This window comes from Streptomyces sp. NPDC101227 (assembly GCF_044767545.1).
Taxonomy (GTDB): domain Bacteria; phylum Actinomycetota; class Actinomycetes; order Streptomycetales; family Streptomycetaceae; genus Streptomyces.
The window spans coordinates 277,246-289,757 of sequence record NZ_JBIWOD010000009.1 but is presented as its reverse complement, the minus strand read 5'-3'; the positions used below and the strand labels follow the sequence as shown (position 1 = coordinate 289,757).

The window sequence follows — 12,512 nt, the reverse complement described above, 5'->3', positions numbered from 1 at the left end:
TCGAGTGAGGTACCGGGTCGCCTTATACCGGATCCACCACCACTTCTGGGCGGAAATCAGGCGATCTTGCGTGGGACGCCAACCGTTCGGCGGTAGGAATGGGGGCTGCGCGCAACGGCCGTCTCGTCCGTCACGCGCGCACCGCACGGAGCCGTATAGAGGGAGCACGGGTGAGTCAGCCGGAGATGCAGCCCGAGGGGCTTCCCCGGAGGGAGGGCGGACAGAGGCGGTGGCAGGGCCGCGAGCGCTGGGACCGGTATCGCGACCGGGACCGGCACCGCGGCCGTTTCCGGGAGCGGGGCCGGGGCCGGGAGCGCGACCGGGACGACTTGCAGGCCGGTTACGGCCGGGAGCCCGGCGATCTGATCCGGGGGCGCGAGGACCTTGCCGGGCGGCTGTTCCCCCTGGGCGACTGGGGGGAGCCGGCCGACCGTCTGGACGCGCTCTATCTCTGGACGGAGGAGGGCGCGCTGCGGGCCGCCGACTGGTATCTGCACGACCGGCAGGCCAAGCGCCGCGGCGCGCGGGCGCTGCGGCTGGGTACCGCGGCCGGGGTGTCGGTGGGCGGGCTGCTGCCGCTGCTGGACTTCGCCGGGGCCTGTGACGGCGGGGCGCCCTGGGGGTATCTGTCGCTGCTGTTCGCGGCGGTGTGCGTGGGCTGCGACCGGTATTTCGGGGTGACGGCCGGCTGGATGCGGGATCTTGCGACCGCCCAGGCGATTCACCGGCGGCTGGAGGCGCTGCAGTTCGACTGGGCGTCGGAGAGCGTGCGCGAGGTGCTCGGGCCGACGGAGGGCACGGCCGGCGAGGCGGCGGAGCGCTGCCTGGGGGTGCTGCGGAGGTTCAACGAGGACCTCGGGGAGCTCGTCCGGGCCGAAACGGCGGACTGGATGGCGGAGTTCCGGGCCGGTCCCGCGCCGTCGGCGACGCGGGCACTGGTGCCGTGGGCGGCGCCGCGGCAGGAGGCCGTGGAGCCGCCGGCGCGGTTCATGCTGCCGCCGGGCACCCGGCCGAACATGCCGCGGCAGCGGCCGCCGGAGCCGGGGCGCTGAGGGCTGGTGCGCCGGGGAGGACACCCCGGCGCACCGGTACGGCCGTCACGGACGTCACCGACGTCACGGCCGACACGTCCGACACGTCCGTCAGCTGAAGACGATCATCGAGCCCTGCCCCAGGCTCCTGGTCGCGGCCGCGTGCAGCCCGAGCCACACATGCCGCTCCCTGGCGAACGGCCCGTCGTCCAGGGGGACGGCAGCCCGCTCTTCCAGCGTGGTGGGCCCGGCCGGCGGTTCCGGCGCGGCCGGCGGATTGGCCGGGTCGATGCCCAAGGACGGAGCGACCACTTCGAGTTCGCGCAGTAGCCCGTGCGAGGAACCCAGCGGGCCGCCGCCCTCCAGCAGTGCGTCGTTGGCGAGCGGATGCGGGAAGTCGACCGGGACATAGGCGCCCGCGTGGTCGTAGTGCCAGACCAGGTGGGACTGCTGCGCCGTCGCCTCGAACATCTCCAGCAACTGCTCGTAGTCGCCGCCCAGTTCGTCCACCGGCGTCACCTCCAGCCCGCACAGGCGCAGGAGATAGGCGCGGCGCAGGAAGTGCAGCGCGTCGTAGTCGAAGCCGGCGACCGGTGCGACATCGCCGGAGAGGCCCGGCATATAGCTGAACACCGGTACCGGGGGCAGGCCCGCGTCCGTCAGGGCCGAGTCGTAGGCGGCGATCTCTTCGGAGAACGGGTTGTCGGGGCTGTGGCACAGCACGTCTACGAGGGGCACCAGCCACAGGTCACATGCCACGAGTGAGGGCTCGCTTCCGGTCGGGGACGGGTCACCGGCGCGCAGGGGAAGTCACGGATACGGCTACGGGTACGGGTACGACCCATTACGGCCGATGGTCGGGACAGCGTAGTCCCAGCAGCGCTTTCCCAGTAGTACTAGCCGGAAGGCTGCCCGGTGATGCCCGCCGGGACCGTCCGGTCCTAGCCGCGCTTCCCGACGAGGGTGAGGGAGTGCTCGTTGTACTCGGCGATCAGCCGCTGGGCCTCGGCCAGGTCGTACTGGACGAGGGACTTGGCCAACTGGCTGTGGCCGTGCCAGAGCCGGCTTCCGATGTCGTCCGCGCGGCGCAGCAGCGGCACCGCGAACATCCAGGTCTGGACGCGGAGCCGGTCGAGGAAGTCGCTGATGTACGGGTTGCCGACGATGCTGCCGAGTTCGCGCCAGAACCGCAGGTCGTAGCCGATCAGAACGTCGAGGTCGCCGGCCCGCGCGGCCCGCTCGGCCTCGTCGGCGCGGCGGCGGATGGAGATCAGCACCTCGGCGGGGGTGGCGCGCAGCGCGCGTTCGGCGCCGCTGCGGAAGATGCCCTCGATGACCAGGGTGCGGGCCTCGACCATGGCGACGAAGTCGTCGGCGGTGAAGGCGTGCACCTTGAAGCCGCGGTGCTGTTCGACGTCGAGCAGGCCCTGGGCGCACAGGTCGAGCAGCGCCTCGCGGACCGGGGTGGCGGAGACGCCGTACTGTTCGGCGATCTCCTTGACGGTGAAGGGGTGGCCGGACGGCAGCCGGCCGGCCAGGACCTCGTCGCGCAGCGCGTCGGCGATCTGCTGGCGCAGGGTGCTGCGCCGTATGACTGAGCTGTCTCCGCCGACGGCCATCGTGAGCGTCTCCTTCGACGACTTCATGACCGCGCAGATGGGAAGCGGCCCTCGCCAACGATAGGCGAGGGAGACGGCGGCCACGCGTCGTACCTGGGACGATACGTCTCAGGCAGGGCGCGCGGCCGCCGCTTCACAGGTCCGGCGAGGGCCCGGCAAGGCTCCGGAACGGGTCCGCAACGGGCCCCGCGGGTCGGCCGCGAATCCCGTCCGGGCCCGGTACGGGACCCCCGCGGCTGCGTTCTCAGGCCGCGTCGGTGTGGGCGTCCGCCGCCGTCAGGGCCTCGTCGAGGGCGGCCAGGCCCTCCTTGGCCTCGGCCTCGGTGACCGTGCAGGCCGGGACGACATGCGTCCGGTTCATGTTCACGAACGGCCACAGACCGCCGCGCTTGCAGGCCGCGGCGAATTCGGCCATCGGGGCGTTGGCGGCGCCGGAGGCGTTGTACGGCACCAGGGGCTCGCGGGTCTCCTTGTTCTTGACCAGGTCGAGGGCCCAGAAGACGCCCAGACCGCGCACCTCGCCCACCGAGGGGTGCCGCTCGGCGATGTCACGGAGCGCGGGACCGATGACCGTCTCGCCGATCTCCGCGGCGTTCTCCACGATCCGCTCCTCGGCCATCGCGTTGAGGGTGGCGACGGCGGAGGCGCAGGCCAGCGGGTGCCCGGAGTACGTCAGGCCGCCGGGGTAGGGGCGCTGGTCGAAGGTGGCGGCGATCTCGGCGCTGATCGCGACGCCGCCCAGCGGGACATAGCCGGAGTTGACGCCCTTGGCGAAGGTCAGCAGGTCGGGGGTGACGTCGAAGTGGTCGGCGGCGAACCAGCGGCCGGTGCGACCGAAGCCCGCCATGACCTCGTCGAGGATGAAGACGATGCCGTAGCGGTCACAGATCTCGCGGACGCCGGCCAGGTAGCCGGGCGGCGGAACCATGATCCCGGCGGTGCCCGGGACGGTCTCCAGGATGATCGCCGCGATGGACTGCGGGCCCTCGAAGGCGATGGTCTCCTCGAGGTGCGCGAGGGCGCGCTCGCACTCCTGCGCCTCGCTCTCCGAGTGGAAGGGCGAGCGGTAGAGGAACGGTCCCCAGAAGTGGACGACGCCCGCCGAGGCGGTGTCCGAGGGCCAGCGGCGCGGGTCGCCGGTCAGGTTGATCGCGGCGGCGGTGGCGCCGTGGTACGAGCGGTAGGTGGAGAGCACCTTGCTGCGGCCGGTGTGCAGCCGGGCCATCCGGACCGCGTTCTCCACGGCCTCCGCGCCGCCGTTGGTGAAGAAGATCTTGTCGAGGTCTCCGGGGGTGCGCTCGGCGATCAGCCGGGCGGCCTCGGACCGCACGTCGACGGCGAAGCCGGGCGCGATGGTGCACAGCTTGGCGGCCTGCTCCTGGATGGCCGCGACGACCTTGGGGTGCTGGTGGCCGATGTTGGTGTTGACCAGCTGGGAGGAGAAGTCGAGGTAGCGGTTGCCGTCGTAGTCCCAGAAGTACGAGCCCTCGGCGCCCGCGACCGGCATCGGGTCGATGAGGCCCTGCGCGGACCAGGAGTGGAAGACGTGCGCGCGGTCGGCGGCCTTGACTGCTGCGCCGGCGGCGGGGTCGGCGGCAGAGGAGGCGGAGGGCGTCGTGGTCACGGTCAGTACCTCGGATCGGGTCGCTCGGGCCGCCGGTGGACAGGCCCGGCGAACGCCCTCAGCCTAAGGATCACGGCCCGGTGACCGGTACCGACACTGTGTATGGCGCTCACCACCCGCACGGACAGAATGTCTACGGGAGACATGGAATGTCTGCGGCGTCTGGAGGAACCTCCAGGCCCCGGAGGCAGGGGGCGCGGGGGCGGATGGCGGGGCGATGGCTGCCGGGCCGCGGGCCGCGCCGTCGTCCACGGGAGGCCCCGCATCGGGAGGCCCGGCAGTGGGGGACCGTCCGGCGCCGGGCCCCGGGCGCCCCTCCGCCTCTGCGTCCAGCAGAAGGCGGCTGGTTTCACGTGAAACCAGCCGCCCGGTGCCGTCAGGCCGCCGTGGGGAACGCCGTGCGCACCGCCCGCCGCCAGTGATGGGCGGTGAGGTCCGGACGCAGCGCCGCCAACCCGCCGCAGTACTTGGTGAATTCGGCGGCCTGTAGGCCATAGCCGTGCAGCAGACGGTCCGCCTCGGTCAGCCGGCCGGTGGTCTTGGTCTCGACGAAGACCAGTCCGCCGTCGGCCCGTACCGTACGGCCGGTCTCCAGGTCCCGGCAGAGCAGGGCCGCATCGCAGGTGATGCGCTGGCCATTGGCGACGAAGGTGGTACGGGTGTAGTCGGTTTCTATGGAGCGGCCCAGCTCGGTGGGGGCCACGATGCCGTACGAGCGGTCCAGTACGGAGGCGAGAAAGCCGCGCGGGGCCTCGCCGAGGGCCGGGTCGCCCGGCAGCAGCGGCTGCCGGTGCTTGACCGTCTCGCCCCGGTGCCCTTTGAGCTTGATCTCGAACTGCCGCTCCCCGGTGTCCGCGTACAGCCGCTCGCGGATCTTGTAGCGCAGCCGGAGGCCCTGCCGGTGGTCGTGGAAGGACCGCAGGTCGGGGGTGTCGTAATGGACGGAGTGGTAGCGGAACCAGCGGCGGCCGTTGATGCACAGCGCGGCGAACGGGCCGCCGGGCCGCCGCCGGTCGGTGAGCTCGGCCGCGAAGGCGGCGAAGACCTCGACCGGGACGAGATAGCTGTTGCCGAAGCGGGAGAGGAGTTCGGCCCGTGCCTGGACGTCGGCGAGCGGGACCGGGCGCGCGGCCATGGCGGCGCGGGCGAGGGCTCGTACGGCGGGAATCACACGGTCTCCTTGGAAGGGAAGCGGGGACGGGCGATCGTGCGGGAACGGGCGGGGACGAGCGGGACGGGCGGGACGAGCGGCTTCAGGTTCGGCGTTCGGTGCTCGGCGGTGCGCTCTGCGCTGCGGCCTGTACTGCGCTCCGTGCAGTGCGCGCCGCGGCGGGGTCTGCGCCGTACCGTGCACCGCGCCGTGCGCCGGGTTCTGCGCGAGGGGATACGTAGCGGTACGCGTTCTACGTTCCGTACCCGCGGAAAGTTCCGGGACCCGGAATCCGACATCCACGAACGTCAAGTCCCGGACAAAGTCGGCCCGTTGCACGGCCCATGTCAGCGGCTCACCGGGGCATCGGGCCAGGTCGGCGCGGAGGGCATCCTGGCCGGAGTGCACCGCGTCCGGGATGATGACGGCGCGGAAGATTCCGGGCAACGGCCGTGGACGGGCGGCGACATGGGTGACGAGCGGCGCGCCCCCCTCGCGGGCGGCGGAGCCAGGGGCGCTCCCCCTCTCCGGGCCTGCGCGCCCCTGGATATCCTCACCGCGGACGCGGGCCGCGGGCAGGGCGGGTTCGGGGGAAAGGGCGACGGATCGTGGAACAGCCGGGACGTGCGGGACAGCAGGGGCGCGCAGGGCGGGCGGGGCGGCCCGGAGGGCTGGAGCCCCTCCAGGCCGGGGACCCGCAGCGCATCGGGGACTACCGCCTGATCAGGCGGCTCGGCGAGGGCGGAATGGGCAAGGTGTTCCTGGCCCGTTCCGATCGGGGGCGTACGGTCGCCGTCAAACTCGTCCGCGGCGAACTGGCCGACCAGGAGGAGTTCCGGGCCCGCTTCCGGCGGGAGGTGCGGGCCGCGCAGCAGGTCGGCGGGGAGTGGACCGCCCCCGTCCTGGACGCGGACACCGAGGCCAAAACGCCCTGGGTCGCCACGGGCTATATCGCCGGGCCCTCCCTCCAGCAGGTGGTCGCGGGCTCGCCCCCTCCCGGCACCCGGGTGGCGGGCCCCCTCGCCCCGCTGCCGGAGCGGACCGTACGGATCCTGGCGGCCGGACTGGCCCGCGCGCTGCAGGCGATCCACGCCGCCGGCATCGTCCACCGCGACCTCAAGCCGTCCAATGTGCTGCTCACCCTCGACGGCCCCCGGGTCATCGACTTCGGCATCGCGCGCGCCCTGGAGGCGGTGACCGACAACGGTCTGACCCGCACCGGCGCCACGGTGGGCTCGCCCGGCTTCATGGCCCCCGAGCAGGTACGCGGCCAACCGATCGGTCCCGCCTGCGACGTCTTCTCCCTCGGGTCGGTCCTGATGTACGCGGCCACCGGGCGGCAGCCGTTCGGCACGGCCGAGAGCGGCGTGCACGCGGTGATGTACCGCATCGCCCAGGAGGAGCCCGACCTCTCCGCCCTGCCCCAGGGACTGCACGCCCTGGTCGCCGCCTGCCTGACCAAGGATCCGGCCCAACGCCCCACTCCCGCCCAGCTGTTGGCGATGACGGAGGGCTCCGCGGCGGAGCACGCGGACGAGGACGATCCCTGGCTGCCGGGGGCGCTGGTCGCCCGGCTGGGGCGGCATGCCGTGGCACTGCTGGAGGCGGAGAACCCCGAGGGCGATCCGGACCCGCGCGCCGCGGACGGGCCCGGCGCCCCGTTCTCCCCCCATCCCGGCGGGGACCCCGGTGCGCACGCCACACCGACCGGCGCCCCGCCCGCGGCCGCACCCCACACCCCACCGCCGTCGCCCCTCCCCCAGGATCCCTACGCCTCCCCACCAGGGCAGTACGGGTACGTGCCCGTCCCGCCGACCGCCCCGGGGACGCACCGGCCGCCCCGCCGCCGCCGGCGCGGGGGCTCCACCCTGATCACCGCCGTCGCCCTGGCCGTCGCCGCGGCCGGCGCGGTCACCGCGTACCTCCTGCTGAACGGGGACGACGGGGGAGTGCGGCCGGCGGACGCGAAGGGCGAGACGGGACAGGCGACCGGGAAGCGGAGCATCCCCTCGGACTATCTGGGCACTTGGGAGACCACGGTCGGCGCCGACGCCGGCAACATCCGCCGCTTCACGCTCAAACAGGGTGCGCCGGGCGACACCGTCCTGACGATGACGGCCACCGGGGAATCGTTCCGCTGCGAGTTCAAGGCCACCCTGGAGAAGGCGGGCCCACCGGTCCGTCTCGGGCCGTCCAAGATGGTGTCGGTGTCGGGGGCGCCCGGGACCTGTAGCCCCGGAGCCCCCAGCACCCTGGAGATGGTGGGCGGCAAACTGCGGCGCACCATGGACGACGGCCAGCCGCCGCTGACGTACAGCAAGGCGGGCTGACCCCCGAAGTCCCGTACACCCCTGGGACGTCGGCCCCGTGCGCCCCCCAGCACCGTCGATCGTTTTCCGCTCGTGACGCCGCGTCGGCCGTTGCGCAATCCGTAGGAGCCTAGGCTCCTACGGAGCGGGCCTACGCTCACACGGATGGGACGCCTGCCGCCGGAACGCGCCAGGGGCACGGAACGACACAGGGGAGGGCGCCCGGATGGAGGGTCTGCGCGGGCTGACCGCCGACGATCCGCAGTGGATCGGGGACTACCGGCTGCTCAGCCGCCTCGGCAGCGGCGGGATGGGCCGGGTCTACCTCGCCCGTTCCGAGGGCGGCCGGACCGTCGCCGTGAAGCTGGTGAAGGCCGAACTGGCCGCCGAGGAGGAGTTCCGCGAACGCTTCCGCGCCGAGGTCGCGGCCGCGCGCCGGGTCGGCGGCCGCTGGACCGCGCCGGTGCTCGACGCCGACACCGAGGCCGACATCCCGTGGGTGGCCACCGGCTACATCGCGGGCCCGAGCCTGACCGAGGTCGTCGGCCACCCACACGACGAGTACGGCCGGACGGGAACGTACGGCCCGCTCCCGGAGCACTCCCTCCGCCGCCTCGCCTACGGCCTCGCCGCCGCCCTCCTCGACATCCACGGCGTCGCCCTGGTCCACCGCGACCTCAAGCCGTCCAATGTGCTGCTGACCATCGACGGCCCCCGGGTCATCGACTTCGGCATCGCGCGCGCCCTGGATGCGGTCGGCGACCAGACCCAGACCCGTACGGGCACGGTCGTCGGCTCGCCCAGCTTCATGTCGCCCGAGCAGGTGCGGGGGCATCGCGTCGGCCCGGCCAGCGATGTCTTCTGCGTCGGCTCGGTGCTGGCGTACGCGGCGACCGGGCGGCAGCCGTTCGGCAGCGCCGGGTCGGGCGTGCACGCGGTGATGTTCAAGATCGCGCAGGAGGATCCGGATCTGACCGGCGTGCCGGAAGCCCTGCGCGCGCTGATCGGCGACTGCCTGGCCAAGGACCCGGCCACACGCCCCGCCCCCGAGGAGATCGCCGCCCGGCTCGGTCCGGAAACCGGCGACGGCCCCGACTCCCCCTGGCTGCCCGGCGAGCTGATCGCGAGCCTGGGCCGGCACGCCGTACGCCTCCTGGACACCGACACCCCGCCGGGCGGGCAGCCGCCGACGCTGACGACCACCCGGATCGCCCCCAGGGAGGCGTCCCGGCCCGAGCCCGCCCCCGCCTCCCCCGAGCCCACCCCCGCCTCCGGGCGACGCCGCTGGCTCCCGCTCGCCGCCACCGCCGTCATCGCGGCGGCCGCAACGGCCGTGGCCGTCCCGCTGCTGACCGGCGGCGCGGACAACGGGGACGACTCCCCCTCCGACATCCCCGCCCGCTACCTCGGCACCTGGTCCGGTCCGGTGCTGCGCGACGGCGACCCCACCGGCCAGCAGCGCCGCTTTGTGATCACCAACGGCAAGGTCGGCGAGGTGGTCGCCAACAGCACCAGCCTCGGCGCGACCTACGAGTGCCGCAGCGACGGCAAGCTGGTGTCCGTCACGGCGCCCGACGGCCGCCCCGCCCTCCGCCTGGACACCAAAGTCGTCCGGTCCATCCCGGCGGGCCGCTGCGCCGCTCTGGGCGAACACACCCTGGAAGCGGGCGAAGCGGGCACGCTCCGCTGGGCCGCGGCGGGCCGCACCGCCACCCTCCACCGCTCCGGCCCCGCCACCGAGACCGTCCCGGCCGCCTTCCTCGGCACCTGGCGGCGGCCGGATGCGGACGGCAACGGCACCCAGCAGATCACCATCGAGCAGGCCCCGGCCGGCAGCACGGTCCTGACCACGGTCGCCGACGGCCCCGCCGGCCGCTGCACCGCCCACGCCTACCTCTACGCGGCGGAGCACGGCCGCCTCACGGTCGGCCCGTCGGTCATCGACCACCCCGCCCCCGGCTGCGAGCCGAGCAGCACCTCCGTCCTCCGCCGGAACGGGGACGGGACGCTGCGGCGCGACTTCCTGGGCCGGGACAAGCAGCCGCGGACGTACTCCAGGGGTTCGTAGGGCCGGGCCCCTCGCGCCCTCCCGCGCCGCCACCGCACGGGGGGACGGATGCTCGCCAACTGACCGAGTGGATACGGGAATTGCCCCCGGCCGCCCCGTACGCGCGAGGGCCCGCGCACCGCCGAAAACGGTGCGCGGGCCCTCGGTCGTACCGGCGGCCCCTACGGGCGGCGCCGGCCGGCTGTCGCTACGACAGGAACGACTTGATCTCGATCGTCTCGTCGCGGCCGGGGCCGACGCCGATCGCCGAGATCGGGGCGCCCGACATCTCCTCCAGCGCCTTCACGTACGCCTGCGCGTTCTTCGGCAGGTCGGAGAAGGACTTCGCCTTGGTGATGTCCTCGGACCAGCCCGGCAGCATCTCGTAGACCGGCTTCGCGTGGTGGAAGTCGCTCTGCGAGTACGGGAGCTCCTCGACGCGCTTGCCGTCGATCTCGTACGCGACGCAGACGGGGATCTGTTCCCAGCCGGTGAGCACGTCGAGCTTGGTGAGGAAGAAGTCCGTGAGGCCGTTCACCCGGGTCGCGTACCGCGCGATGACCGCGTCGAACCAGCCGCAGCGGCGGTCGCGGCCCGTCGTCACGCCCCGCTCGCCGCCGATGCGGCGCAGCGCCTCGCCGTCCTCGTCGAACAGCTCCGTCGGGAACGGGCCGGCGCCGACGCGGGTGGTGTACGCCTTCAGGATGCCGATGACGCGGCTGATCTTCGTGGGACCGACGCCCGCGCCCGTGCAGGCGCCGCCCGCGGTCGGGTTCGACGACGTCACGAAGGGGTACGTGCCGTGGTCGATGTCGAGCAGGGTGCCCTGGCCGCCTTCGAAGAGGACGACCTTGTCCTCGTCGAGGGCGTTGTTGAGGATCAGGGTGGTGTCGGCGACGTAGCCCTTGATCTGGTCCGCGTAGGTCAGCAGCTCCTCGACGACCTGGCCGGCCTCGATGGCGCGGCGGTTGTAGAGCTTGGTGAGCAGCTGGTTCTTGACGTCGAGGGCCGCCTCGACCTTCTGGTGCAGGATCGACTCGTCGTAGAGGTCCTGGACCCGGATGCCGACGCGGTTGATCTTGTCGGCGTAGGTCGGGCCGATGCCGCGGCCGGTGGTGCCGATCTTCCGCTTTCCGAGGAAGCGTTCCGTCACCTTGTCGACGGTGATGTTGTACGGCGTGATCAGATGCGCGTTACCGCTGATCAGCAGCTTGGACGTGTCGACACCGCGCTCGTTGAGTCCGCTCAGCTCGGAGAGCAGGACCGCAGGGTCGACGACGACGCCGTTGCCGATGACCGGGGTACACCCCGGCGAGAGGATTCCGGAAGGGAGAAGATGCAGCGCGTACTTCTGGTCGCCCACGACGACGGTGTGGCCGGCGTTGTTGCCGCCCTGGTAGCGCACCACATAATCGACGGATCCACCGAGCAGGTCGGTGGCCTTTCCCTTGCCCTCATCACCCCACTGAGCACCGAGCAGCACAAGTGCGGGCACAGGCGTACACCCCTTCCGGGCGGGGCATGTCCAACGTGCACGGATGGCGTGGCGCTGCGTGTTCACGCATACGTCATCGCCAGAGCCGTTGGACCGGTGCCCCGGAATAGACGAAGCCCCTGGCGCAATAGCGCAAGGGGCTCTTGCACCGAGATGCTACCTGAGGAAGGACCGAGGTGTCGGCGCAGCCTTCTGGGCACACCCCCGCAGACCCCGTTCGGGGGTACCCCCTGCTCGTGGTCATCGACCCGGTCGCGCGCCGCACGGACGGGGAATCCGTACGGATTGCGCGGGATGTGCTGTGTGCGGGGGCCGGGGCGAAGATCTGCCTGCCGGAGGGTCCGGAGGAGTTCGCCAGGGCCCTGGCCCGGCGGGGGCAGCGGCGGCCGGTGGTGATCGGGGACGACCGGGCGCTGCTGCGGGTCGTGGGGCTGCTGCACAAGGAGCGGGAGCTGGACCGGGTGTCGGTGTCCATGGTTCCGGTGGGCGCACCGGCCACGGTCTCGCTGAGCCGGGCGCTGGGCGTGCCCACGGACACGGTGGCGGCGGCGCGGACCGTCCTGGACGGCGGGGAGCGGGCCCTGGATCTGCTGACCGACGAAAGTGACGGGATCGTGCTCGGCGGGCTGCGGATCCCTTGCGGCGAGGCGCAGGAGCAGGGCGGGTGCGGGTCGGGGGCGCATCCGGTGCCGGGGGCGCGGGCGGTCGACGGCCATCGGCCCTGGTGGGAGCCGGCGGCGCGGACGGCCCGTACGGCGCTGGGGCTGCTGGCTCCGGCGGCCGGGCTCGGGCTCGGCGGGCGGCGCGTCGGGGACTCCCCTGCGCATGATGGTCCCCCCGCTCGCGCGAAGCCGAGGGTGGGGGAGCTGTTGAGAGCCTGGGGAAAGGTGCCGACGCACCGGCTGCGGATCGAGGCGGACGGGGTCGTGCTGGCGGATCTGGACCGGCCGGTGCGGGCGGTTTCGGTGGTGCCTGGGGCGGCGGGGTCCGGGTCCGGGCCTCGTGGGCTGGCCCAGATCGAGGTGCGCTGGCCCGGGGAGGCGCGGCCCGTACGGGCGCGGGCGCGGGCCGTGACGGTGTCCGGGGCGGACTTCCACTACCGGGCGGACGCGGTCGTGGGCGGGCCCGTCAGGACGCGTACCTGGACGGTGCAGGCGGGGGCCTGGCGGCTGACGGTGCCCCGGTGAACGCGCCGTTCCCGTTCGACCGCGGCTGAGCGCCCGCCCGGTCCCCCGCT

General features: G+C 73.2%; 9 protein-coding genes. 4 read left to right on the top strand and 5 right to left on the bottom strand.

All coding sequences use genetic code 11. From position 1 onward, the window contains the following. The first annotated feature begins 170 nt into the window (after positions 1-170). A complete protein-coding gene (locus tag ACIRPT_RS23040; protein WP_403829903.1) occupies positions 171-1,052 on the top strand; it encodes an SLATT domain-containing protein in 882 nt (293 codons plus the stop codon). 90 nt (positions 1,053-1,142) lie between these two features. On the opposite strand, the gene ACIRPT_RS23035 is transcribed toward ACIRPT_RS23040, so the two are convergent. The 4 genes from ACIRPT_RS23035 to ACIRPT_RS23020 all read right to left on the bottom strand — a co-directional run bounded on the left by ACIRPT_RS23035 (position 1,143) and on the right by ACIRPT_RS23020 (position 5,445). Continuing rightward, complete coding sequence (locus ACIRPT_RS23035) at positions 1,143-1,790, bottom strand: hypothetical protein (protein ID WP_403500437.1); 648 nt, start codon at positions 1,788-1,790, stop codon at positions 1,143-1,145. Positions 1,791-1,972: 182 nt separating this feature from the next. Further along, positions 1,973-2,650, bottom strand: coding sequence for a GntR family transcriptional regulator (locus tag ACIRPT_RS23030; RefSeq protein ID WP_403500714.1), 678 nt, complete (start codon positions 2,648-2,650; stop codon positions 1,973-1,975). A 244-nt stretch (positions 2,651-2,894) separates the two neighbouring features. Further along, positions 2,895-4,274: an aspartate aminotransferase family protein gene (locus tag ACIRPT_RS23025; RefSeq protein ID WP_403829901.1), complete on the bottom strand. Its 1,380-nt coding sequence runs from the start codon at positions 4,272-4,274 to the stop codon at positions 2,895-2,897. 376 nt (positions 4,275-4,650) lie between these two features. Beyond that, positions 4,651-5,445 (bottom strand): VTC domain-containing protein, encoded by a 795-nt coding sequence (locus ACIRPT_RS23020; RefSeq protein WP_403829899.1) that lies wholly within the window; start codon positions 5,443-5,445, stop codon positions 4,651-4,653. Between the two features lie 587 nt (positions 5,446-6,032). Between ACIRPT_RS23020 and ACIRPT_RS23015 the strand changes: the two genes are divergently transcribed. Both ACIRPT_RS23015 and ACIRPT_RS23010 read left to right on the top strand, forming a co-directional pair. Continuing rightward, a complete protein-coding gene (locus ACIRPT_RS23015) occupies positions 6,033-7,754 on the top strand; it encodes a serine/threonine-protein kinase (RefSeq protein WP_403829897.1) in 1,722 nt (573 codons plus the stop codon). A gap of 205 nt (positions 7,755-7,959) precedes the next feature. Further along, positions 7,960-9,801, top strand: a complete 1,842-nt coding sequence (locus ACIRPT_RS23010) for a serine/threonine-protein kinase (protein WP_403829895.1) — start codon at positions 7,960-7,962, stop codon at positions 9,799-9,801. Between the two features lie 187 nt (positions 9,802-9,988). Here ACIRPT_RS23010 and ACIRPT_RS23005 read toward each other — a convergent pair whose 3' ends face one another. Next, the gene (locus ACIRPT_RS23005; RefSeq protein ID WP_403829894.1) at positions 9,989-11,275 is read right to left on the bottom strand and encodes an adenylosuccinate synthase; all 1,287 of its coding nucleotides are present in this window, start codon (positions 11,273-11,275) and stop codon (positions 9,989-9,991) included. A gap of 236 nt (positions 11,276-11,511) precedes the next feature. Here ACIRPT_RS23005 and ACIRPT_RS23000 point away from each other — a divergent pair, with 236 nt between their 5' ends. Next, positions 11,512-12,462, top strand: a complete 951-nt coding sequence (locus tag ACIRPT_RS23000) for a hypothetical protein (RefSeq protein WP_403829892.1) — start codon at positions 11,512-11,514, stop codon at positions 12,460-12,462. Positions 12,463-12,512 lie beyond the last annotated feature (50 nt).